Source organism: Butyricimonas sp. (assembly GCF_019423355.1).
In the GTDB taxonomy this organism is placed as follows: domain Bacteria; phylum Bacteroidota; class Bacteroidia; order Bacteroidales; family Marinifilaceae; genus Butyricimonas; species Butyricimonas faecihominis.
Map to the genome: position 1 here is coordinate 151,736 of NZ_JAHZBP010000012.1, position 25,331 is coordinate 177,066.

General features: G+C 41.0%; 19 protein-coding genes, 1 tRNA gene and 1 pseudogene. 4 read left to right on the top strand and 17 right to left on the bottom strand.

Annotation, left to right across the window (positions count from 1 at the left end; all coding sequences use genetic code 11):
• Window positions 1-25 precede the first annotated feature (25 nt).
• Together QVC79_RS15600 and QVC79_RS15605 are read left to right on the top strand one after the other, a co-directional pair.
• On the top strand, window positions 26-661 hold the full coding sequence (locus QVC79_RS15600; RefSeq protein WP_124317285.1) for a lactate utilization protein: 636 nt from the start codon (window positions 26-28) through the stop codon (window positions 659-661).
• A gap of 148 nt (window positions 662-809) precedes the next feature.
• Entirely contained in the window at window positions 810-1,229 is a 420-nt protein-coding gene (locus QVC79_RS15605; RefSeq protein WP_270595502.1) for an acyl-CoA thioesterase, read from the top strand.
• A 170-nt stretch (window positions 1,230-1,399) separates the two neighbouring features.
• Here the strand turns inward: QVC79_RS15605 and QVC79_RS15610 are convergent.
• The 10 genes and pseudogenes from QVC79_RS15610 to QVC79_RS15655 form a co-directional block, all read right to left on the bottom strand.
• Window positions 1,400-1,708: pseudogene (locus QVC79_RS15610) on the bottom strand (TlpA disulfide reductase family protein); the annotation flags it as partial.
• Between the two features lie 15 nt (window positions 1,709-1,723).
• Window positions 1,724-1,897 carry a peroxiredoxin family protein gene (locus tag QVC79_RS15615; RefSeq protein ID WP_270595501.1) on the bottom strand — a complete coding sequence of 58 codons (174 nt, stop codon included), beginning with the start codon at window positions 1,895-1,897 and terminating at the stop codon, window positions 1,724-1,726.
• A gap of 26 nt (window positions 1,898-1,923) precedes the next feature.
• On the bottom strand, window positions 1,924-2,160 hold the full coding sequence (locus tag QVC79_RS15620) for a hypothetical protein (protein ID WP_287642516.1): 237 nt from the start codon (window positions 2,158-2,160) through the stop codon (window positions 1,924-1,926).
• A gap of 55 nt (window positions 2,161-2,215) precedes the next feature.
• On the bottom strand, window positions 2,216-2,509 hold the full coding sequence (locus QVC79_RS15625) for a DUF4369 domain-containing protein (protein WP_270595500.1): 294 nt from the start codon (window positions 2,507-2,509) through the stop codon (window positions 2,216-2,218).
• 20 nt (window positions 2,510-2,529) lie between these two features.
• Window positions 2,530-3,732, bottom strand: coding sequence for a TlpA disulfide reductase family protein (locus tag QVC79_RS15630; protein WP_270595499.1), 1,203 nt, complete (start codon window positions 3,730-3,732; stop codon window positions 2,530-2,532).
• Between the two features lie 15 nt (window positions 3,733-3,747).
• Complete coding sequence (locus QVC79_RS15635) at window positions 3,748-5,655, bottom strand: protein-disulfide reductase DsbD domain-containing protein (protein ID WP_270595498.1); 1,908 nt, start codon at window positions 5,653-5,655, stop codon at window positions 3,748-3,750.
• 53 nt (window positions 5,656-5,708) lie between these two features.
• On the bottom strand, window positions 5,709-7,175 hold the full coding sequence (locus QVC79_RS15640) for a RagB/SusD family nutrient uptake outer membrane protein (protein WP_270595497.1): 1,467 nt from the start codon (window positions 7,173-7,175) through the stop codon (window positions 5,709-5,711).
• Window positions 7,176-7,186: 11 nt separating this feature from the next.
• Complete coding sequence (locus QVC79_RS15645) at window positions 7,187-10,744, bottom strand: SusC/RagA family TonB-linked outer membrane protein (protein ID WP_270595496.1); 3,558 nt, start codon at window positions 10,742-10,744, stop codon at window positions 7,187-7,189.
• 150 nt (window positions 10,745-10,894) lie between these two features.
• Window positions 10,895-12,022, bottom strand: coding sequence for a FecR family protein (locus QVC79_RS15650; protein ID WP_270595495.1), 1,128 nt, complete (start codon window positions 12,020-12,022; stop codon window positions 10,895-10,897).
• A gap of 70 nt (window positions 12,023-12,092) precedes the next feature.
• The gene (locus QVC79_RS15655; protein WP_270595494.1) at window positions 12,093-12,662 is read right to left on the bottom strand and encodes an RNA polymerase sigma factor; all 570 of its coding nucleotides are present in this window, start codon (window positions 12,660-12,662) and stop codon (window positions 12,093-12,095) included.
• Between the two features lie 1,036 nt (window positions 12,663-13,698).
• On the opposite strand from QVC79_RS15655, the gene QVC79_RS15660 reads away from it, so the two are divergent.
• A tRNA-Val gene (locus QVC79_RS15660) sits at window positions 13,699-13,776 on the top strand.
• A 66-nt stretch (window positions 13,777-13,842) separates the two neighbouring features.
• Here QVC79_RS15660 and QVC79_RS15665 read toward each other — a convergent pair.
• The 6 genes from QVC79_RS15665 to QVC79_RS15690 all read right to left on the bottom strand — a co-directional run bounded on the left by QVC79_RS15665 (window position 13,843) and on the right by QVC79_RS15690 (window position 23,506).
• Complete coding sequence (locus tag QVC79_RS15665) at window positions 13,843-14,916, bottom strand: thioredoxin family protein (RefSeq protein ID WP_270595493.1); 1,074 nt, start codon at window positions 14,914-14,916, stop codon at window positions 13,843-13,845.
• 8 nt (window positions 14,917-14,924) lie between these two features.
• Window positions 14,925-16,517: a PKD-like family lipoprotein gene (locus tag QVC79_RS15670; protein ID WP_270595492.1), complete on the bottom strand. Its 1,593-nt coding sequence runs from the start codon at window positions 16,515-16,517 to the stop codon at window positions 14,925-14,927.
• Window positions 16,518-16,528: 11 nt separating this feature from the next.
• On the bottom strand, window positions 16,529-17,374 hold the full coding sequence (locus QVC79_RS15675; RefSeq protein ID WP_270595491.1) for a DUF4843 domain-containing protein: 846 nt from the start codon (window positions 17,372-17,374) through the stop codon (window positions 16,529-16,531).
• 6 nt (window positions 17,375-17,380) lie between these two features.
• Window positions 17,381-18,916 (bottom strand): RagB/SusD family nutrient uptake outer membrane protein, encoded by a 1,536-nt coding sequence (locus tag QVC79_RS15680; protein WP_270595490.1) that lies wholly within the window; start codon window positions 18,914-18,916, stop codon window positions 17,381-17,383.
• Between the two features lie 20 nt (window positions 18,917-18,936).
• Window positions 18,937-22,194, bottom strand: coding sequence for a SusC/RagA family TonB-linked outer membrane protein (locus QVC79_RS15685; protein ID WP_270595489.1), 3,258 nt, complete (start codon window positions 22,192-22,194; stop codon window positions 18,937-18,939).
• A 139-nt stretch (window positions 22,195-22,333) separates the two neighbouring features.
• A complete protein-coding gene (locus QVC79_RS15690) occupies window positions 22,334-23,506 on the bottom strand; it encodes a FecR family protein (protein ID WP_270595488.1) in 1,173 nt (390 codons plus the stop codon).
• 121 nt (window positions 23,507-23,627) lie between these two features.
• On the opposite strand from QVC79_RS15690, the gene QVC79_RS15695 reads away from it, so the two are divergent.
• The gene (locus QVC79_RS15695) at window positions 23,628-24,179 is read left to right on the top strand and encodes an RNA polymerase sigma factor (RefSeq protein ID WP_270595487.1); all 552 of its coding nucleotides are present in this window, start codon (window positions 23,628-23,630) and stop codon (window positions 24,177-24,179) included.
• Between the two features lie 805 nt (window positions 24,180-24,984).
• On the opposite strand, the gene QVC79_RS15700 is transcribed toward QVC79_RS15695, so the two are convergent.
• A complete protein-coding gene (locus QVC79_RS15700; RefSeq protein ID WP_270595486.1) occupies window positions 24,985-25,209 on the bottom strand; it encodes a hypothetical protein in 225 nt (74 codons plus the stop codon).
• Window positions 25,210-25,331 lie beyond the last annotated feature (122 nt).

Below are 25,331 nucleotides of genomic sequence, written 5' to 3' on the forward strand. Positions count from 1 at the left end.
ACCCCTCGAACCAAAATAATGAAATATGGAACAAGCAATTATCGATCAAACCATAAAAGCCTTGGAAAGAAACCATTTCGAAGTTTACTTCGCCAACAACCGGCAAGAGGCTAGAGACATTTTCTTTCAAGAAATTTTTGACAAGATAAAACCGACCACTATTTCATGGGGAGACTCCGAAACGATGAAAGCCACGGGAATTCTTTCCGAGATCGAGCAACGACCGGAATGCATTCTCATCCGGACTTTTCAAGACGGTTACAGCCGGGCCCAGAAAACATACTGGCGCCGCCAAGCCCTCCTCGCCGATTTATTCGTCACGGGTACTAATGCCCTCACCCGCCAAGGGCAACTTGTCAACGTGGACATGGTAGGTAACCGGGTAGCAGGCATCACCTTCGGGCCGGAACACGTCATTCTGTTCATCGGTACCAACAAAATCACGGATGACATCGAGCAAGCCATGGAGCGTATTCGCACGATAGCTGCCCCACTCAACGCCATTCGCCACCCTCACTTGCATACCCCTTGCCAAACGACAAGAACCTGCATGAATTGTCAAAGTGCCGACCGCCTGTGCAACACGTGGACCATCACGGAAAAATCACTCCCCCAAAAACGAATCAAAATTATCCTTATCAACGAATCATTAGGCTTATAAATGCTGAAAAAAACAAATTTCCAAATCACGAATCATAATTCGACTAAATCCCGTTTTTCTCTAATTATATTTCGTAACATCAAAAAAAAACATAACGAGTATCACAGATTTTACCTAAGTTTGTACCCGAATTTATAGGCTTATAATCATGAAAGATTACGCATTTGAAATAGAGATGAAAGTACGGGACTACGAATGTGACCTGCAAGGCGTGGTCAATAATTCCAACTATCAACACTACATGGAACACGCCCGTCACGAATTTTTGGAAACCACCGGAACCAGTTTTTCCGCCCTGCACGACCAAGGCATCGACGTAATGGTCTCCCGCATCGACATTTCCTACAAACACTCCCTTCGCGGCAGCGACCGCTTTGTCGTCCAAGTTGCCTACCAAAGAGAAGGTATCAAGCTGGTATTCTTCGAGGACATCTACAAACTCCCCGAAAACATTCTATGCGCCAAAGGACGAATCGAGGCTATTTGCCTGCAAAACGGGAAACTTACCCGGGGGGAACTATTCGAAACCATCTTCATCAATAAAGTTGAAAAGAAACAAGATTCTTGACAGTATTTATAAAATATCACAAAATCCTCATTTTTGTCGTAAGTAACAAAAACAATCTAAAAATAAATCCCCCCCTTTCCCCTTTACAAGATGGAGAAAAGGGATGATACTGCGTGTGTTCAATTTACGAGAAGTTTTTTCCTTATATTATTAAAAACCGAATATTTCACTCAACTTTTGATCCAATTCCTTCTCCTCAAATTGCCCACGATCTTTCCTTCGGAATCGATCAGAAATTTAGTCGGAAGATATTTCACATTATACTTGTAAGAACGATCATTTACCGTATCGAAAGAACCGTCGATAGCAACATTTCGTCCGGAAAGAAGATGATGAAACATCTCGAGTCCATCTTCTTTTACGGCTTTATACCAACACACCGGACGGTTATCGTCACTTGCCACGCAAACAACCTCCAACCCTTTATCATGATATTTCTTATACAAGGCCAATAAATGAGGATTACCTTTCCGACACGGTACACACCAACTCGCCTAGAAATCCAGAATAATATATTTACCCTTCAGATTTTCCAAGCAAAATATTTTTCCGTTAATATCCGTACCTTCGATTTCTGGGGCTACACTCCCCGGTATCAAACCTTTTGCATTACGCAGGAAGGCGGCGACATTTTTCCCGTCATACGAATTCTGCACAGGCTCCTCCATTCGATTATACAATTGTTCAATCTCTTCTAGTGGAATAAAAGCCAAAGCCCCCGTAACGTAGATATCACAAAATACGAGTCAGGATGCTCTTCTACGTATTTCCGCATGACATTCAAGCTTTTCAATCTTATTTCTGCTGTCAAAACGGCAATCTTGGCCTTTTCGTCCTCTGTTAAATCAGCTTGCGTCACGCTTCGATAAGGTTCCATTCTAGCATATAAGGGGCGTATTTTCTCATTATAAACCTTCGCATCATCGCACATCCGGCAAACCGGTTAATGTGTAATATTCTCGGTCTCCCCACGTAGGGGCTGAATTCTAAGTCTCTTCAATATAGAACATAATGTCCGCCATGTAATCAATACGGTGTCCAGAAGAAAGGAATGCCGCCAGCGGTTGTTCAACCTCACCCGTGATAACAAATCTCCCGTCCTTTATCGTAGCGTTATCCACGAAAGTAATCCCGTCAAAAACAAGTCCGTAGATCAAGTAAATATTTTCCTTGTCGTAATTACGTAGTTCGCCTTTCAACACGTACTGACCGGTTGTCTGTGCGAAAACGGAACTTGCAATCGTAAACAAAAATAGCCCGATAAGCTGCAATTTTCTCATCCTTATTCTTCTAACTATTTCTAATACTTCTCGCCAAAATGATTCCCGTACAACTCGATCAACTTCCGATCCATCCATGATCCGCGCATATTGCGATCAACGATCGTTCCGTCAGGACCAACTAAAACGCAAGCCGGAATTCCCTGAAAGTTATAAAACTTGGAAAGTTCTCCATTAAACGCATTCAAATCAGACACTTGTAACCAAGACATTTGTTGTCTTTCCACCTCCTGTACCCATTTATCTTTATCATTATCCATCGAGATGCTAACCACCTCGAAACCCAACGGGTGATAAAGTTCATACACTTCCTTCAAATGCGGAATATCCGCTTTACACGGTCCACACCAAGATGCCCAGAATTCTAACAACACGTATTTCCCTTTTCCCACAAGATCGGACAATTTGAAAGGATTTCCATCAATATCCTGAAACGAGTAGTCAACATATCGCGCACCAACGGCCGTTTGTTTAACGGCATTTACCTTATCCCACACTTTTTTCCCATACACGCTATTTCTCGTTTCAATCGGGAAAGATTCCATTATATCATCTAACTCCGACACGGTGAATCGTCCGGCATTATCCTCGAGAACGAATAATCCGACAGCATTCCCTGCATTCCGTTTTATGAACTCCCGGACAAACACTTTCGCTAGTTCCGTCTCTCGGTCTATTCCGTTTACAGCTTTTATCCCCTCGGACACTTGCTTTCCGTTCTCACCCTGCAAATAAGCACTATAATCCCTCCATGCTTTTCCCTCGGCGTCTCGCAATGTTTTCATTTTATCAGAATATTCCATGTAAAACATCATCGGCTCCGGGGCGGTAATCTTCAATCCGGAATAATCAAACGTCCCGTTTAAATCCTCCATCGGAATTTTATCCCATTCTGCTCGAATCTCGTAAGTACCTTCATCAAGAAAAACTGGGATAACAGGGCGAAAAGCATAACCGCGGTCTCCCATTATTCCCCGAGTATCATCTGGGAAAAACATGATCGTGTAAAGATCGGGGGACACCAATTTTTCATCGTGGAATTCAAAGCGGCCATCCTTTATCACCGCACTATCCACCACTATTTTATAAAAAGTAACACCCTTGTAAAGATAAACGGTCTTCCCTTCCGCCTCGTCTCCGGAGATATTTCCTTGAATCACCCAACCTTTGGGAGAACAAGAGATCATCATGATCACAACAAATATAAATATCAATTTATTCATAACATCCTATTTGTATCATTTCACTTTCAATTCCACCTCTGCCGGGGGCATACAAATCTGATCATTACAACATTGGTAACCGACCACGCAAGTTATTTTACCGCTCCCCTTGATTTCTTGGCGGAACACCGCTTCTTTCTCGTACACCACCGTTCCGGCATTATTATAGGCTTTCCCTGAAGACTGTTTTAAATCGCCCACTTTCACCGCTCCATCCGGCAAACGAAATTCAACGGTAGTGGGAATAAAGGGATCACTCTCTGCCACGCAGGCATAGATGTGATACCCGAGATGGATCTTCGCCCTGAGGACAATTTGACGGTTCCCGTTCGGCAAGCGTTCCTCGGTAATACCCCATCGCACGGGGTTCTGATCATCCGTCTCCGCGATTTCTTCCGGTTTGACTGGGGATTTTGCGCTCTCGACAGGATAATCGTTCCCTGCCACGTTTTTATCTCTCGTGTTCACCATAAACACCCATCCACCGGATTCCGTGAAGAACAATCGGGATTTGTTTGCCTCGAACCAACTGCGCCATTCAGCCGCAGTCTCGAAATGACATAACGTGTAACGTTTCAGCAAGCGTTCCCCTTTCGCCGCATTCGTCCCTTCTTCCATCAAGCAAATGGCTTGATCCAGGATTCGAGGATCTTTATTCGAAATGCCCAAACTCCGGGCATCCTCGTCGATGATAAATCCGTAACTCCCCGGTTTCGGCATAAAATAATCAGCGTTATTCGCAAAGTAATCGGCATACCCTTTCTCGTCCGCACCGAATAGAAGGTATAACTCCGGGAATCGCTCCTGCAAATTCTCCTCATAACTCCTCGGCTCTGAAGCACGGTAATTTAAACACATCTGTTCCAATGAGTTCAATTCCTCCCCCTTCGACTGTTTCTCCAAGGCGGTCTGTTTCATCTGTTCCATCATTTTTTGGGATTCTTGCTCTGCTTTCAACAAACTTTCGAAACAGGCGTAAGTAGCTGTATACGCTAACATCCGCAAGCCATCGCGCGTGATGATTCCGTCATCATATTTCCGGGCTATCGGGGTCTGCCCTGCGAATTGAGAAATATAAACGACAGCATTGGCAAACACGGTCTTCGCTTCCTCTGTCATATCCGCAGGCGAGGCTGCGAACCCCCAGTGCAGAAAGTTCCCGTGCCGACCGATCGCCACGGCATCCAACGTTTTGGCAGACACTCCACCAGAGATCACCTCTGCCTCGGGAGAGTCCTCGAATCCACCGGGACGGGAAACCATACCAACTCGCACGCCGGGTTTCGTGCTGTAGCCCTCTTTCTGTACTCGCCACATCGGCAGGGAATCCGGGGCGAATCCGCCTTTGAAATAAGGCAAATCTCTAGCCGCTTCCGGCGTGGGTTTCATCTTTATCGTCATTTTCATGGGAAACGGGCCGTTGAACACGGGATGATCCATCCGGATGTGATGAGCATCCGCATCCAGGCAAAGACAATACCAATCGGTCTTCAACCCGATCCGGGAACCGAGGAGGCTGCTCATCTCCGCGATCATCAGCATGGGACGGTCGAAATCATACGGCAAATACCCCGGTCTCTTGTACTCCACGATCCTTCCCGCAGCATCTGTTTTCCGGACTTCCGGTTCGATCTCCCGGGGTCTCCCGTCCATGATCGTCACGTCATAATCATCGGACAATGATGCCCGGTAATCTTCCGCCCGGATCACCATCACCTGTTTGAAGTACTGTTTCAACATTTTTTCGAACGATGCCATACGACGAGTGACACTTTGCGTCACCGTCAATGAATCGATCTTTTCCGAGATAGTATTTATATCCGGTGAACCGCCCACGTAAAGTATTTTCAAATTGCTTTTTTTGATCCCCGCTTGCAAGCCGACAACGAGAAGCAGGAAACCTATTAAAATCAGATGTTTCATTTTCTTATTATTTAAATTTACATACAACACGAACAAGCACAATTTTAATTTTTTTACTCGTAATTTTGAGTTAAGTTCGGATTATGGAGCGTTGCGTTCTGCGGGAACGGGAAAATCCATAACGGGGAATCCGGGGCAAGAATATACTCCCGGACACACTCTTTGGAGTCAATCACGCTTCCACTCTCGTCGTACGTATTCTCCGTGTACTCGATCACGCGGCGAAGCGTCTCCTGGTAAGCGGCTTCCGTGTTCCAACGTTTCAGGTTAATGTAATTCTTAGGCGTGGCGAAATTCTCCGTCCGCGACACCTGCTTCAAGTAAGCAAACGCCTCTGTCGAGGTGGCTGCCGTCTTTTCTACATATTTATCTACAGAAATTCGTTTTTCCCGAATCCGGTTCAACAAGTCCATCGCATCTGTCAGATTTCCTTCTCGAATGTAGCACTCCGCCTGCACCAAGTACATATCCACCGTCGTTAAGCCGAAGGGACTATAATAAACATTAAAGCTATAAAGTACAGGAACATCCAATCCGTAATACATATTACCTTCAGCAGGATAACCCAAAATCGACTCATCCGTCAGTATATAATCCGGAATAATATGTCCCTCTTCAAAAGCGTTCCACATTTCAGGAGTAAAAGCCACCGATAAATACATCGACGGAGTTTCAAAAAGTTCCTCCTCGCAAGTAAAATAAGGGCGCGTAAACTCCAACATCCCGGTACCTAACATCGTTTCCGGTGCAATCAGATCGTAATAATTATCGATGGAGTTATTTAATTTCAATGATTCCTCGGCAGCAGCAAAGGCCCCGTCATAATCCCGTATGGACATCAATACTTTAGCTTTTACCGCATAGGCAAACGACAACCCGACCCGCATTTTATTCGGAACGACCGGCAAACTTCCTAAATCAAGGGCAGCATTGAGATCCGCCAGAATCATCTCGTACACCTTTGCCACGGTCAACTTCTCGTTCGGTGCCGCCATATCATCTGTTTCCAAAGCGTACACGATCCCCGGATCCGTTTCCGCCGTCGCCGGGTTGTATGCTTTCGCGTAAAAATTAACCAGCAGGTAGTGACACCAAGCTCGCAAGACCAACGCCTCGGCTTTCAGCCGATCTGCCAACACTCGATCGCCGGAAGCCACATCAACATTCAACAACACCGGGTTAGCTACTTGCCCGATAATCTCATAAAGCCTCGTGTATTTATAATCTGACTCTGTCAAAGTAACCCGATCCACCGATTCATCCCAAGTAAAATAGGCATATTCTAATGTTTTGATATTCTGATTTATTAATGTGGGAATATTTGTAAATCCCGGGAACTCATCATTTACAAAATAACATACTTCAGACACTGAAAGAGAATAGGTATAATTCAACACCAGATCCAAGTCCTCCATACGGTTCAGCGTGTTTTTGCCCTTGGGATCGATCTCCGTGAAATCGGAACACCCCGCCCCAATTAAGCCAAAAAACAATAGTAAGGAATATATCTTGCTTTTCATAAATAGAAATATTAGAAGTTAAAATTAAGACCCAACACGTAGGTGACTTGTCTTCGGATACCCAATGTTTCAGGATCAACCTTCACGTTGTTTTTCTTCCACAGGGCAGGCAAATTATTCACTTGGAAACGCAATTGCAAATTATTCAAACCGATTTGCCGAATGAATTCCTTCGGAACATCGTACCCGAACGTAAGGTTTCGAATCTTGATAAAGTTCGCCGGTTGCACGAAGATATCCGTATTTTCGATCATGGAAGGCTGTAAAGAGCTTGTCCCATATTGTCCGATTCCCGGTACATTCGTGTCCGTGTTTTCCGGGGTCCAACTGTTGGTATAAAAATCAGCAAGCGGACCGAAGGGTAAATCAAACATTTGATAATATTGCCGCACGCGCATCTTATGCCCACCATAGTACACTAGCATAAAATTCAAACTGAATCCTTTGTAGCGCAACGTATTGTCCAATGCTACATTCACTTTCGGGTCGCTCTGCCCGCTATACACCAACGAACTGGGACTAGCGTTCTGGATATCATCCACCTCCCGTCCGTCAGACGTCCACCACAACGGTTGTCCGACCTCTTCCGTGTTCGCCCCATCGAAACCTACCGGTCTCAAACGGGAAAAGCGGTACGAGAAAAACGCACTCGTCGGGTAACCGGGTTTAAATCCCGAATCTATCACTTCCCAGGCGGAAGTAGCTTGCACCTCCATCGAGATGATCTCGTTCTTATTATACGCTGCGGTCAACGAGGAAGTCCAAGAGAAATCTCCCGCATCGGACGGACGGAACCAATCGTATGACAAGGCGACCTCGATCCCTGTATTTTTCATGTCCGCCATGTTCATGTTCATCGAGGAAAAACCTTTGGAAATATCCAACGACTTCATGGAAAAAATATCCGTCCCCTTTTTATAGTAATAGTCCAACGAACCGCGCAAACGATGCTCAAGGAAGGTGAAATCGACTCCCACGTTCAACGTTGCCGTTTTCTCCCACTTCAAATTGGGATTGGCAGGTGAACTGATCGATGCCTGAGGTTTCAATGTGTAAGGATTCACGTTCCCCGTCGAGGCGGTCATATAGCTGGTCGCTCCCTGATAAATATTTCCCGTTACCCCGTAACTGGTTCTCAATTTCAAGCTGCTCACCCATACCGTCTCCTGCAAAAAGGCCTCGTTCGAAAGATTCCAACTCGCCCCGACGGACCACAACGGTTTGCCCCTAAACTTGGCATTCGCCCCGAAGAGGTCGGCATAATCTTTCCGGAAAGAGGCGAAAGCATTAAATCGATTGTCGTACGTGTAGGTGATATTCGCATACCCGGAAGCATAACGATGATACTCCTCGGGTACCAAACCAATATACGGTTCGATATAAGTACTATATCCATATTGTTCTGCAGGATAACCCGGTGCGAAGAAAGAGGTGTATTTATAAGCGTAAAGGTCGGGAAAACTTACGCCTGTCGTTGCCTCGGATTGCAACAAGTCATCATACCCCAGTAATATTCCCTTGGTACCTTGATTTTTAGTCTCCCGGAATTCGAAACCGCCCAAAAAATCAACGGCATGTTTTTCGGCAAACGTGCGCTGGAAATTCAACTGTCCCCGCACAGTCCAATAGTCACTGCGGGTATCCTCGGTCGTGAGTTTTCCCCCGTTTTCCGGAATCATGTAACTATACGTTGAGCCCTGTTGTATCGTATAAATATTCCTTAAATGACGCATCACGTAACTTTCCGCCTCGGAATAGTTCGACACGTTCTGCCGTTCCGTCTCGTAAATAAACTGGGTATTCACCGTCAACCCATCAATCACCTTGAAAATCAATTCTCCCTGGTAACGCATATTACGCCTGTCCGTCACCCGATGATCATAGCCCAGTTCCTCCAAGTGGTTAAAATCCATCGTCCGCAAAGCGGAATTTTCGTCATCCAAAGTGTAATACTCGTTGAAGTTAGAAGGAGAATAATAATGATAACTACCGTCTTCGTTCAATAACCGGTAATAAGAAGGCACGTTAAATGGATTCGTCGCATACTCGCTGGCACTCTCTTTCGCTTTGGAGATAATGCCGTTGAACCCGAAATTCACAGTCAGCCACTTGTTCATATCGTACACACCCCGATAGGAAATGTTGATCTGGTTGTCGTAGGATTCGATAATCCCGTTGTTGTCCCGCCGCAAATTGAACACCAAATTGGAGTTGAATTTTTCTGAACGGTTACGGATCGCCAAGTTGTACTGTTGCAGGAATTGCCGGCGAAGTGCGTGTTTTCCGAACTCCTTGGCAAAGTTATTTTTTTTCAGCCCATTCTTTATTTCCTCCAGTTCACTCTCGTTAATCAATCCTTTTGCCCGCTGATAATAAGCATATTGTAACGGGGTTATGGCTCCATACTTATTCAAGTTACTTTCAAATGTTCCTATGGGATCCGGTGAATCCGGATTATTAAAGAAATAATATTCGTAATACTCGCTCTCCTTATCTACTTGTTGATCCGGTTCCATGTAAAAATTATCCGAATAATCCAAATTCCGTTTCTCGTAGATCGTCAGGTTCCCAGAGAAATCGATCTCGGTCACCCCGATCTTTTTCGCTTTCTTCGTCGTGATCACGATGATGCCGTTCGAAGCGCGTGCTCCGTAGATAGCTGCGGCTGCCGCATCCTTCAAAACGGTCACGCTCTCGATGTCGTAAGGATTCAAATCCTCGATCTTCCCCTCAACAGGAAGCCCATCCACCACCAACAGGGGGGACGTCTCGGCATACATACTACTCGTCCCCCGAATCGTAGTTTTTCCGTCATACGTCATGAAACCGGCCACCCGTCCCTCTAGGTTATCCAAGATGTTCGGGGTATAACGTTCCTCCAATTGTCGGGAGGTCACCGTCGAGGTAGCCCCGGTCACTTTCTCCCTAGAGATACTCTGATACCCCGTTACCACCACCCCTTCTATCTCGGTAGACGTCTCCACCATTTGTACATCAATCTCCGGGCGACCGTTAATCGCAACCTCCTGACTATCCATCCCGATAAAAGTAAAAATCAACGTGGCATCAGCCGGGATTCCCGCCAAAGAATATTTCCCATCTATATTCGTCGTCGTTCCCCGGTAAGTTCCTTTGATAACAATGGTTACCCCAACCAAAGGCTCGCCATTCTTATCCGTAACCACTCCCGACACAGTAGGCCCCTCCACTTGCTTATCCTCCACCTTACGCACAATTGCCACGCTATTTCCCGTGATCTTGTACGTGTATCCCGTGTCCTTCAACAACTCGTCCAACGCCTTTTCAACAGAAACGTTTTTCAACTGCAATGTCCTAGGCGCCATCTTATCAATCTGAGAATCCTCGAACATGAAATTCATACCGCTTTGCTTACGCAACTCGTAAATAATTTGCCGGACGGAAGTGTTTTTAAAATCGATCGTGATTTTCTTCTCCACCGCCTGACCGAAAGCCCCTGACGGGCTTACTGAAATCACCGCGATACACGTCAATAGTATCGACAGCATACGCAAAAACAAAGATTTATGCGTCCGTGTTAGTTTTTTCATAAAATTTCCCATAAATTTGTGTCTAGTATTTTTATTGAATTACTCCCTCATAACACACCTCTGACCTCGTGTAATGATGGATAAATTTTGAACCAGCGGGGATTTCGGATTGCTACAAAACGAAGATCCCCCTTTTTATTTACAGCCTCTCTACCGGATCACGTACCTCCCTTCTTCTTTAGTGATTTTTACATTTATAGTTTGCTCGATAGTTGTCATAATTTCATCGATCGAGACACTTCTCTCAAAAAATGCCGTAATTGTACTGTTCTGTAACGTTTGGCCCTCCACGACAATCTCGATCCCGTACCAGCGGGAAAGCTCCGACACGATGTCTTGCAGACGGTCACGTTCAAACATAAACATACCTTCCGTCCACGCGATATACTTACCCACATCTACCCGTTCGGTACTTATGTCTCCATTTATATTATCCACCCGGCACAACTCGTTAGGACGCATCATCACGTTACACCCCCGGTATTCAACCCCGATACTTCCTTCCACCAATATTGCCGCGACCCGATTTCCCGTGTAAGCCCTGACGTTGAATTTTGTCCCGTACACCTTTATTTCAACATCATTCGCCCGAACAACAAACGGGACCTCACCATGCCGGACCTCAAAATAAGCCTCTCCCCGAACGGACACCGCCCGAACGGAATCCGAGAACCGGGAAGGAAACGACAATTCCGAATCCGAATTCAAGTACACGATCGTGCTATCCGGTAAAGCCAAACGGCTCGTGAACATTCTCGGCACCTTGTACACGTTAAGAACGGAAGAAGTTTCATCCGTTGCCCGTGCTACCACGTGAACCACATCAATCACTTTTTTATTCACCGCGTATTCCGTCATGTCCATCTTCTCTCCGGAGGCAAATATCAACGTCGGCACGCTATCTTTCACAACAGGTACGCTTGCTACCAGCAATTCCGGTTCAGGCTGAACCACGCCTATATATTTAAAAATTCCGAAACACAACAAAACCATCGCGGCAGATGTCGCCACGGAAATCGTCGCCCATCGAACCATCCTCGCCCGCTTGTAACCACGTACCCGAGTTCTGAGGCGGGCAAGATTACGCTCCTTCCGTTCCGGGTCTATCGTCGCAATCTCCCCCGCCAACAGCTCGGCATCCGTTAATAACTTCCTCGCTTTCGGATGTTTTTCGAACCATTCACACATTTGCTCCACGTCTGCCGACTGGCCCGTCCCTGCATTTATTATATTTTGTGCGGTATGTAATTCCCGTTCTTCAGTACCCGTATTCTTCATGTTTTTCCGATTGTTTCTATACTATATATACTTGAACAACCCGATTTTCTACCGAGAACGTGTAAAAATTCTATAAAAAAGATAAAAACAAATCCAGCATATTTGAAGAAAGTCCTTTTTTCAAATCCTCCACCGCTTTATCCTTGCGCTTATAGACCGTACTAAGGGCTATTCCCAATCGTCCCGAAATCTCCACGGGCGAATAACCTTCTATGTACATCCGCAATACCGCAGCATATTCTTCCGGCAAGACCTCTACAGCCTGACTCAGATAGGCGATAACCTCTGAAGTAACTACCTCCGACTCCATATCCTCATCGCTCAAGTGCTTGATATGCTGCACATAATTCTCCACGTGTCGCTGATGTGACCAATAACGTCTGTACGAATTTTTCACACTCAAATAAAGATAAGCCTTCAAATGCTCCATCGATTCAAAAGAAATACGAGACTTTAAAACGTTCATAAAAACATCCTGCACGACATCATCGGGAACCACTTCCGTACCCGCATATAATTTTGAACTGAATCGATATAAGGCGTCATATAGATGCAGAAAAATATATTCAAAAGCATGATTATCCCGTCGATTAAAATCATCGATAAGCACAGACGAATTCATATCATAATCAACGGCCATAGTCAGATGGATAAAATCACATATATTTCTCGCAAAAATAAGGATTAAAAAACAAAAATCAACTAGAGGCAAGTATTTCTATCCCAATCCTATTGTTATACTAGGGTTTACCTACCTCTCGATCGCTCCCCTCCAGTTTCTCTCCCGCCATGCCCACACCACGTGCCGACGGGACAACGTTTTTATCAGCAACTTGAAACGTCCGAGAGGTATCATAACCCTAGGAAAAGGCTGGCATTTCCCTATCTAACCCCTATCCTCGATTTTAACTTGTTAATCATTCTATTTATAGTTCATTTAGACCACGAAGCATTCATCCTGCATTCATAGAGCATTCACCTTCGATAAACATGGATGGTAACTGCCCCCTGCATATATCCGACTTATAGAATCGTATGAATTAAAAGACACGTAACTTATTATACAGTAATCACCAAAGATAGCGTAAATAGAGAGGAAGTATATCATACCCCGAGCGAAGTCCCCGATGAAGTAGAGAATAAACCCAAATAAAGAAGTAATCTAACCCAAATAATACCCCTTCCCCAGAGCTTATTCAGAGCTTACTCGTGGCTCACACAACACGCTATGCAGCAACTCTGAATAAATTTCGAGGGATCATCGAAAGAGTGGGATTATTACCTTCCTATTTCCCTTACTTCTCTTTTGGTTCTCCCCGATACCCCAAAATCACACAATCCATTCACACACATCAGCCCTAGTTTTCATCCCCTTTAACTAGGGTAATAATCTCCCCCGTCCCTTTCACTACCCTTTCATCGCCCTTTCATCGCCCTTTCGCGATAGACAAACAAGGCCCGGGAAAGAGGTTTGCAAACAGTATGGGAGATTATTACCCATAAAATACAATAGCATTACCTTGAGAAAAGTATTAATCAAAATTCTATTTCTATCGATATAGAATAAATTCTACCTATTCATTGTGTGGGGATATTATTTTTTTGAAAAAAAACACAATCCATCCTTTGCAGAATTCAAAAAATGCACTACATTTGCATCCGCAATCAAGCAACACGGGCGCTTAGCTCAGCTGGTTCAGAGCATCTGGTTTACACCCAGAGGGTCGGGGGTTCGAATCCCTCAGCGCCCACCAAGAGACTCATAATGAGTCTCTTTTTTATTTGAGGTTACTTTTTCCACACCATGAAATATACACACTTTAGGGAACACCATCCAATAATTTACTAGTAAATATGACAGCCTTGGGAGATCGCTTATTCAATTGATTCCTTGCGAATTTAGTTATTGCCCGTTGAGATGTATAATTCATATTATTAATTATTCGAGTAGCATTCTCAATTAGCAACTCTTGCTTATAAATATCCAATTTATCAAATTCAACAATACAGGTTTTAATATATTTCTCATAATCAGCAACAGCACTATATTCGATTAGCTTAAAAACTGGTTTTAATTCTTTAAGCATTTCCTTAGGTAAAAGAATTGCTTTTTGCTTTAATATTTGATACTGCCTATCGTTAAATTCTTTATTTTGAAATATAGAACCTAAAAAATAACGCTTAATTTCATTTTGATACAAAAAAATAAAATGCTTATTTATTTTCTCTTTTGTAGCCCCATCAAAATCATCATGATGATCAATAAAAAATTGCGCCCGATCGTTATTCCAATCCACTGTATAACGTAAATATAAAAAAAGATTTTCTTCCCTCATACGTTGTTCGTTAGACAATGAATTAAAATAGTCCTCTACCACATCAATTCCTTCTGCATATTTACCATTTCGCATTAAAGAGGAAACATAAAACTCAATGACTTTAGGCGTTCTTTCCCCAGAAGCATAGCGTTCTGCAACACGAGCAGGTGAAAATTCAGGATTGATATTTTCTTCCATCCTATTAATAAATCGTGTTTCATCCATACCACCAACAATGCGAAAGAGAGGATGTCCAGTAGTATCAAGTACTATAAAGGTTGGATAAGCATCTACATGTAAAGTCTTTGCTAAATTTTTGCCATCCTTTTCTGCATTAAGTTGAATACAGACATATCTAGAATTCAAATAATCACCTATTTCCTTTCGAGGGAAAACCTCTTTTGCCATGCGTTTACAAGGTCCACACCAATCTGTATAAAAATCGATGAAAACCATTTTATCCTCAGCCTTCGCCATAGCCAAGGCATCATTATAGTTCAAGTTCTTAAATTCTGTTTGTGCCAGAACCACAAGGTTCAAGGCACAAAAGAATAGACTTAATATTACTTTTCTCATCAAAAAATTTAATAGGTTGAATACTTCCATAAAACTTTTACAACTTTTAGATCCGTTTCCCAAACATCTTTCTCATGCGGGGTTACCTTAATTGTATTCATATCATCTGCAATGGAATATTTACGAACAACTCCTCCACCGGAATCGCTATATGTGGCAACAACAAAGTTTGTTGGACTAAGCGTAGATTGATGTTCCATCGCCAAATACGTAATTTGCGCCCCAAAATCTTCTATCAATTTACAATCATTCCGATTATAGTCATAAGCATACAATTTACTATCTACACTATACAAGATGATTGATTGCATCGAGAAGAAAGCATAATGATCTGCACGGGCAAAATCTATTGCAACAGACATATCAATGGATTTGGCGTAATGCTTAATCGGGTCTGAGCTATAATCTGTCGGTGCTGTAAAAGCATACACAAAATAATTGCCATCAGAATCGTTCATCAATGCATACGAACGCCCATTGTTCCCATACCCATTTTCACCATGAACAATCTGACGCACGGGAGTGTATTTATTTTGATCAAAATAGAAAGGGGATTCGGAATCGTATGACGGTTTATCACATTTTGTAGCACTCGACAATACACGATGCCCGGGTTTCTTAAAACAACGATTCGTCATATCAAAAAAGCAAGCGTACGAAACAGTAGATGCTGTTGCAGAATAGAATGCGACCGGATAAGGTTTGAATAATTGGTCGGTATTTGCATTATCCCGATTGATCGGATTACTATAAGCCTCGGACAAAGAAAGATTTCCTACAAATATTTCATTCTCCGTGATAATCAATCTAGAACGAGCTTCCCCGCTCAAACTAACACACATCGGCCCATAAGTTCCCGGACTGATATTCGTCAAATGAAATGGTCTTTGCACGGAAGAAAGGGTCGTATAAATATGATCATCTATATTTTTGTCCGGAATAATATCAACTTTTTCCAGTTGAGCACTATATTCTATGGCGTATTGACTATCATGTGTAACGGCCCACAAAGCATTATATCCATTATTGTAATGGCCAGTAAAGATTAAATCTTTAGCTCCTTTTACTTGTAAAGAATTAATGAAAATATCTTTCATCAACATCGTATCTTTACCTACCGGCATACTTACAAAATCTAACCCAACGGTACCATCTGCTTTATCTCCATAAAGATAAAAACCTCGAACAAAACGACTACTGGCATAAAGCTTGAAAGCTTTCTCAAATTTTAAACCAGAGAGCTTGTCCGTTACTTGTAAATAGATCGTGTATGTCCCCGGTGGAACATCAACTTTATATGAAAGATCACGTTCTGTACTTATCTTTTCATGACTATGATTTGAAGTTGATGCCGAATCTCTACAAAAAAACCACGAATACTCCAAGTTATCTTCAGAAAAATCTTTTAAAGTACATTCAATCTCCGGCTTTATATTCAGCGTTTCCAAGTAGGATGTTAAATCATAACGATCCTCTATACCAGAAATTTTAATCTCATTTATTTCCGATAACACATTGTTTCCCTTATCTTCAACACAAGACAAGAAGCTGCCTAGCCATAAAGCGATTAACAGCATTGTATATAAATTTATCTTTTTCATCTTACCATTCTTTATTTAAAATAGTCTTCAGGTTTTGTGCCTGCTCCCCATCCGGACGAACCGCCTAATGTTTGAACTGCTTTTACATACATCATCGTTCCATCTTCATCCAAAACTACTGTTTCACGACTTTTCGCCATTTCCAACAGATATTTGCCAACTTCATCATTGATTGTATTTGCTCGTGCCATAGGCATCGTGGTTAGAATAGATGAATAATCATCGAACGTTGTTTCCGTTAAGTGCATCATCAATCGCCATTTAGTGGCAGAGAACTCTCCCCACAGTCCCTTCCACCAACCTTGCGGCTGTGTCATAACGTCGTACAGGTAAATATTATGGAAAGCCGCATCATGATTACGTGAAAATTTGTCATTATAAATGGGTGAAAAATTATTAGGTCCATCTTCATAATTGGTATATAATAACTTAAAATGCTTCCCCCCTTGCAGCTTTAATTGCAAGACAAGAGTGTCCTCTGCCATTTCCGCACTACGAATTGCAATAAATCTGATCGTAGTACGACATTCTCCAGCTTTAATCACATACGTGTTCTGGAGTCCCCTGTAATCACGTTCGTTTACTGCTGTCGTACTATCCGGATTTGCAATAACAGTAAACTCCCTATCATAATTCCGAGGATAGCCAGAAGCCATGACCTGACATTCTATATGCATTGTATCTTCTAAAGTACTTCCAAAAGGGACTGCCGTAAAAAATTGATGGGCATCCATCGAATAACGTACATCAAAATATAAGGCATCCTCACCTTCATAATCCATCATTTCTTTTTCACAACCCATCGAGATTAACACGATGCTCACAAGAGTAGTGAAATAATATAAATATGTTTTCATATTTTATTAATTTACATTAACACGTTGATCTGTCTCAGTTTTTGGTAACGGCCACACATAATTCTGTAGATTTATACTTTCAAGCCACCTATCTTCGCTAAACTCTGTCCCAGATAAGATTTCTTCCATTCCCAAACGTTTATAGTAAAAATATAATTGTCCTTCTCCTATCACCTCACGAATAAACTCGTTCGTAATATATTGCTGGATGCTCTCCTTCGTATCTCCCGGTTGTAAGTTAAGATCCACGCAATTTCGATTGTTTCGTATTTCATTTATATATCCTATCGATTCTGTCAAATCATCAGTACATTCTGCCGCCATTAAATAAATCTCGCTCATTCGAATCATTGGGATCATATAACGAAAAGGTTTCGTCGTTCCGGGTATATCTGCATATTTTTTAAAACAAATTGATGGCTGAGAAGCAGAACCAAAATTAGTCATCTGTTCTAATGTTTCTTCACTCCAAAAATTAGAGCCTCGACGCAAATCATCATCATCTGAAAAATAATAAGGTAACTTACATGAAATATCGTTCAATCTTTCGCCCTTAAATACAAGTGCATTATTAATAGTCGTCGTTTCCTTGAAATACTGGTTAAATACACTTACTCTACTAGTATTATATAGACCAAATATGACCTCCGTGGAAAATAAAAGATCCGGAATTTCTGCATTTAAAACGTCCGCCTTTGTTATCCATGGAAAAACTTTCTTTTCATCATTCTCAACAATTAATTCTTTACTGACGAGTAAGGCATTTGCTTTATCTCCCACCCACAAATAAGCACGAGCTAGCAATGTTTTCACAGCATAATAATTCAAACGGTATTGTCTATAACGAAAATCATTCGTTTCATTCAAATCCTCAGAATCTTCAGCCATTACCCCTTTTGTACGTACTGGATCTTCTTCTAACAATTCTGCCGCTTCCTTTAAATCACGAATAATTTTTCCCATCACATCTTTCGCCGGAAGTAACGGTTGAATCTCTTTAGAATCACTTTCCTGATAAGGAATACACGTAATATTCTCTGTCGCAGAATTATAGATTGGACCATAAAGACGCATTAAATCAAAATGAAGGAATGCTCGCAAGGCTAAAGCCTCTCCTTTTACAAACGGGTAATAAGAAACCTTGATATTTGAATCCTCTGCATCTATATGTGTTAACAATGTATTCAAATTGGCAATTTGCGCATATTGGCGAGCCCAAACACTTGAACTTGTTTCCTCAAATACTTTATCATCAAAGGTATAATTACCATAAACATGAAAAATATGATCCGTATTTTGGCGGACATTGTAATATTGTGCCATCACATCGAGAATCGTCATCGAAAGCGTGGTAGAATAATTCTCGTTCAATCTGGCATACACGCCATTTAACACGGTCATATAACCTTCATTACTCTCATAAAGTTTGTCTTCCAACATACCATCTTCCATGTCAACAGCCAGCCAATTATTACAAGAAGTAAAAATCGGGATGAATATACACACCAAGATTAAATGTTTTATATCATTTATTGTTTTCATATATCTATATTCTTTTAAGATTAAAAACGAACACTTAAAGACGCAGAAACAGCACGTTGAAACGGATAATCAAGACCACGCTCTTCCTTTACTGTTGAAACCCGGAAAATGTCATTCATGTAAACACGAAAAGTCAAAGAAGATAGTCCTATCGGTTTTAACCAAGTTGCATTCGTCGTTTCATAACCCAAAGATATCGACTTACATTCTAATGTATTGTCATCCGCAACAAAACGGCTTGACATATTAGTCAACGAGGTATCATCGATACGCTTAAATTTTGCCACATCTCCCGGTTTTTGCCAGCGATCATACAAAGCACGCTTATCTTGATTATATTGCAAATCGGAAGCACTCAAACCCTCCACTTTATTAAATAACGTGGATAAAAACATTTGCCCACCATAACGATAACGGAAATTAACTCCTAAAGAAAACCCCTTGTATCGTACAGTCGAACCAAAATTTCCTTCAAAATCAGGATTCGTATCCCCCACAATGATCTCTTCGCTTGAATCCCAATTATAAGTGTAAGAGCCATCTTTTCGTTGAAAGACCTCATCACCTGTCATCGGATCAATCCCCATTGATTTAACAGCCCAAATAGCAGTGGAACTCACTCCATCATAATAACGACGCAGCGATTGGTTTTCACGTCCTTCTTCATTGTATTTTTCAAGTAATGTTCCTATTTTATGATATTTTGTACGAGTATGTAACAAATTAAAATTCACCTGCCATCTCCAATCACGTTGCCTGATAATTTGATAAATAGCCATAAGAGAGTAACTATTATTTTTAGTCGCACCGATATTCATCGGGATTGTTTCTACTCCTGTTGAAGTAGGTTGAGTGATGGACAATAAAATAGGATCACTATTTTTGTATGTATAATCCGCGGTTAAACGAAAACGAGAATCAAATATTTCTATGTCGAAACCGATATTCTGAGTCATCGTACGTTGCCATTTCAAGTCTTTGTTACCCCATTTACTAACGACAGATGCCAGACCAAACATATTTGGATAAGAAGTATAATAAGTATATACACTATGAACCGTCTTGGCATCAATATTTTGATTCCCGGGATTACCCAACGAGTAGCGAATCTTAAAATAATTTATAACATTGCCATTTTTCAAAAAATTTTCATTGTGTACATTCCAGCCTATTCCCAATGACCACGTAGTAGAAAATGGATTATTGACACCAAACACGGAAGCTCCATCAGAACGCAAATTCACGTCTAATAAATATCTCATGTCAAAAGCGTAATTTCCATTGAAGTAAAAACTTGCAGAACGGTATTTATCCACACTCGAAGAAGGATGCTCACCCTCCGGATAACTATTAGAAAAATTAGGATTCGAAAATTGATCCGTCGTGTATCCAATGGCAGAATATCCCTCACTGGTATTATGGCTGGCTGATAATTGGGTTCCCGCAATTAAATTATAAGTATGTATCCCCGACACCTCACCAAAACTGACAAGCACGCTCCCATCATAAGCTGTATTCCGATATTCCGTACGATTGTACGATCCTTGTTTGGTAGACTCTGTTCCAATAAATTCAGTATTATAAGGAGACTTAAAAATTTCTGAACTACTTCTTGATGTATTAAAACCAAATTTACCTTGAACACGCATTTGCGTTATCGGACGATATTCAATAATAAAATTGTTTTTTAATTCTAATGCATCATTTTCATCATAACTTTTTTGAATAAAATCCCACAATGGATTATACACGTCATTTTCCTCAAGCACTTTCTGAATCTCTCCATTCGCATCATATTTTGCCTCATACGGATTCATTCGAGAGAAAGAACTAAAAGGAACCGTATTATTTGCTGCATCAGTATAACTAATTGTAGTTTGGTTACTTAGATTAAATTTATCCACTCTATAAAATAAATTGATCACACCATCTATATTTTGTCGGTTTGATTTTTTCATCACGCCTTGGTTGTTCTTGTAACGAAATGTCAAACCGTAGCGAAGAGCAATATCCCCTCCTTCCATACTGATAGAATGCTCATGCGTATAGGCTGTACGTAACGGTTCGTTCATCCAGTAAGAATTTTGTCCCGCAACAACACGGGCCAAACGTTTATTATAAAGAAAACGCTTACTATCATCAAGTATACCTCCATCATCGTCTAGTTTACCATAATGACCAGCCAGACGTTCAAATTCGAGCTTTTCTTTCGCATTCATCAGATTATAGTCACTAAGGTCTGCCCATGCAACTTGATAATTCCCGTTATAACTTAACCGCAATTCCCCAGCTTCAGGCTTTTTAGTTTCCACGACAATAACTCCATTGGCCGCTTTAGCACCATAAATTGCAGTAGATGCAGCATCTTTTAATATTGTGATGCTCTCAACTCTATCCATACTTAAATCAGAAATAGCTTGCAGGTTTGATTCAAATCCGTCCAAAATGAACAAAGGCTGATTTGCCGTAGCCGAATAAGTGTCCGATAAGCCCGTAATACTCGTTGTTCCATTAATCGTGATATCCCACCCCGCATTTGGATCTGACCCGGTTATATTATTGTCTGCAATCACGAAAGAGGGATCAAGAGCACTTAAACTTTGAAGAACATTTTGATTCCCGATTTCTTTTAATGTTTCTGCTTTATAGGTTGCTGTCGATCCTGTATAACTCTCGGCCCGACGAGTAAACATACCAGTAACAACAACTTCTTCGATCTCTGCGGCATCCTCTTTTAAAGTCACATTGATAATGTTTTTACCAGAATACTCGATTTCCTGACTTTCCATCCCCACGAACGAGAAAACAAGAGTCGGATTTTCCGTTCCATCAGCAACCGTAAGCGTATATTTACCATCCATATCAGTGGCAACCCCGATCGTCGTGTTTTTTATCCGGACGGTAACTCCCGGCAGTGGAGTTTTATAGATATCAACTACCTGTCCTGTAATTGTCAATGCATCTACCGGGGGACGTTGAACGTCTTTCTTGATCACGTAAACACCATCAAGAACTTCACATTTGAACCCTGTTCCTTTTAACACGAAATCAATAGCTTCTTTTACTGGAAGATCTTTAAAAGAAACATTTTCCTTTGTTATCTTTTCGAGTTGGTTCTCGTTAAAGATAATTCGTTCTCCACTTGCATCTTTAATCTGAATTAGAATTGTACTTAAAGATTCCGATTTAACATGTAACGATACTTTTTTGTCTTGAGCAAAAGAAGGCATCGTCACTAAAAGAACGAGGAACAACGTGAAAACAACGTGTAATCTCATACTTAGGCATGGCCGTCTAAATTTAACAGGAATTTCTCGCCTGTCAAGTGATTTTTTTTTCATACTTTTGTTGAATACATGTTAATAAATATGTGAATAAGGTGCGGGGGTATGTCGCCAAACTACAACCCGCACTTTTTTATTGTTCCATGATAGTTATATGTTTTCCTTCAATTTTAAATTCAATGTTATATACTTCCTCAAAAAAACGCAATAGTTTTTCTATTTCATCATAACGATCCAAAGTACAAGTGAAAGATAGCCCTTTCAAATTTTCGTTATCAAAAGTCACTTTTACATCATACCAACGAGCCACGTCTTTCATGATTTCTTCCAATGTACATCTCTCAAAACAGAACAATTGTTTATGCCAAGCTATTTCATTGGCTACCTTTACTTTTTTTACAACTACATCTTCTCCTCTTTCATAACTGATCTGATATCCGGGTTCAATTTTCACGTAATTTTCTGTAACACTTTCTTTACTTTGAAATCCCACGCTTCCGTTTACCAATGTCGTACGAACAGTTTGCTCATCCGTGTAACGTCTCACGTTAAACTCCGTTCCGTAAACCTTGATATTGCCAAGATCTGTTTCTACAATAAAAGGATGTGAATTATCATAGGACACTTTAAAATAAGCCTCACCAGAGAGAAAAACACGACGTTCATCCCCTTTGAAATCTGTAGGAAATTTCAATTTGGATTCAGCATTTAACCATACCTCGGTCCCGTCATTTAGAACAATATGATACTCACCATTTCGAGGTATCACAAGAGTATTGTACTCTATCTGTTGCGATAATTTATCATTATCAATAAATGTCACGGTTCCTTTATTATTTCTGATCTTAGTGGAGCCAACGATTAAATTAGAGCTATCAGTTGTTTTATCTAATTGAATATTTGTACCATCGTACATGACAAGATATGCCTTACTTTCACCGGGAGTAATTACGACAGAAGAAGCCACCGTCAACATTTCCGATTGCTGACGGTTTAAAAGCAATAACGTACCAAAACCTATCATTAAGGCAGCTGCCACGCTCCAACTGATAACTCTTTTACGAATAACCAACTTCCGTTTTTTTCTTTGTGTTTCAAGTAATAACTCAAAGTTAGACAAGATGCGAGGAAGATCACGTTCATATAATGTTTCTCGATTCCATTCCTCAACCATGCGTTCATAGTATTTTCGATGTTTTTCATCTACTTTAATCCAATTTTTGAACACAATTTCTTCTTCTTTAGACAATTCCCCGCTCATGTGACGCACTAATAAATCCCAATTTATATATTTATTCTTTTTCATGAGTTACTATTTCTTATATCCGATCATAATAACCACTCATCTCTCAAATGGGGGACAAAAAAATTCATTTTTTTTGCATTCAAACTAAATTATATACACATTTGCAGTAAAATTACTCGGTGTGAATCACGATATTGACATAAAAGAACTTGGGTATAGGATAAAAAAAGGAGATGAAAAAGCATTTCAGATATTGTACGTAGAATATTTCTACAATTTACAATATTATGCTATGCGCTACCTTTATGATTGGGAGGAAGCAGAAAACCTTGTTCAAGATGCTTTTCTCTCTTTATGGTGTAATTTAGACAAGTATGATGCGGAACGTAATGTAGTTTATTACCTACTCACATTTGTTCGAAATAGCTGTTTGAAATATATTCGCAATTTAAAAATACGGGACAATAATCAAGATAAGGTGATCGAAGCCTTACTTTTTTCTAACATGACAGACGAGGAACCTGATGAGAATTTATTAAAACGCTTAAACGAAGTCCTGTCTCGCTTACCGGATAAACAAAAAGAGGTTTTGTTAAAACATATCGTGGAACGTAAAACCTTACCAGAGATCGCTCGAGAACTCGGAGTTGCGGAATCCACTACAAAAACTCATTATAAACGGGCAATGACTTTTATGAGAGAGAATTTACATGTTATCTTGGGAGGATTCTGAACGTGATGGAAGGATATCTATCCAATTCTCAAAGTTAATATCCAAAAGAAGAATAGTCAAAGGCAAGGTGATTTTGGGAAAAAATCGTATCTTTATCACAAGATAGTTAGAGGACGATGGATGACAGAAGTTTGTCTCGAATAAGTTACTTAAGAGTAACCCCTATTAAAAATACAAGGAGTTGCTTGCATGTAAATAGTTAAAAAATAAAAAATTTACAAGATATTGGGTGCTGATTCCTCAGCACCCACAAGAGTCTCATAATGAGTCTTTTTTGTTTTGAGGTTACTTTTGCCCTACAACAATTCAGGTTGAAATAGGAAATCGAACCATTTGTCGAGTATATCGAAAGGGTACAAAGAACCTCATAGTTTGACGATTATACATTTTTAGTCGGAATCGGATTCTCAATTAGCCAGCTCCACCATTAGTTATTATCGTTCCCGGGTAATACACATGGATGGAAAAAGGAACTTCCGGGATACTCTCGGTTCACTCTCGGTTCGTTTTCGGTCTTTGGATGCTCGTGAGCGAGGGTGTAGCGAAGGAGTACCGAGAGTGAACCGAAGGTGATCCCTATCTTCTACAAGTCGTCCCCGATTCTTCCCCGGGAATTGCATCTTGACAGATCTCGTTATTCGTGTCTGAAATATCAAGATTTCTGGGTTAAATGTACGCAAATTTTTAAAGATGTATGCAAAAAGTGGCTATAAACAGGGAGAGATCTGAAATACTTTAAATTCTACATTACCTAAACGTGAATGTTATATCAAAGGGATTTTACCTCTTCTCCACACAAACCGGATCAATCCGGTATTTTCACCTTTTTCGGCTCCTCGTGCTGGAATCGTTCAAATTCTCGCAACACTAATACCATATCATTAACGAATTCATCACTACCTCCTTTTTCTATCGCAGTTTGCAAATACGTCTTTAATGTCGCTATCGCACACACGTCTTTTCCCGTCAAAACAAATGCCGGAACATCCTCCACTAAGCATTTATGCAGAACTTGATGTTGATCTTTCATCCTATCTCAATTCATTATTTACTATATGCGAAGATACAATATCTTCAAACTTTTATCGCCATCCTACACCATAAAAACAGTATTTTTATAAAACATCAATATTCTTTTCCCCGTAAAAAAGC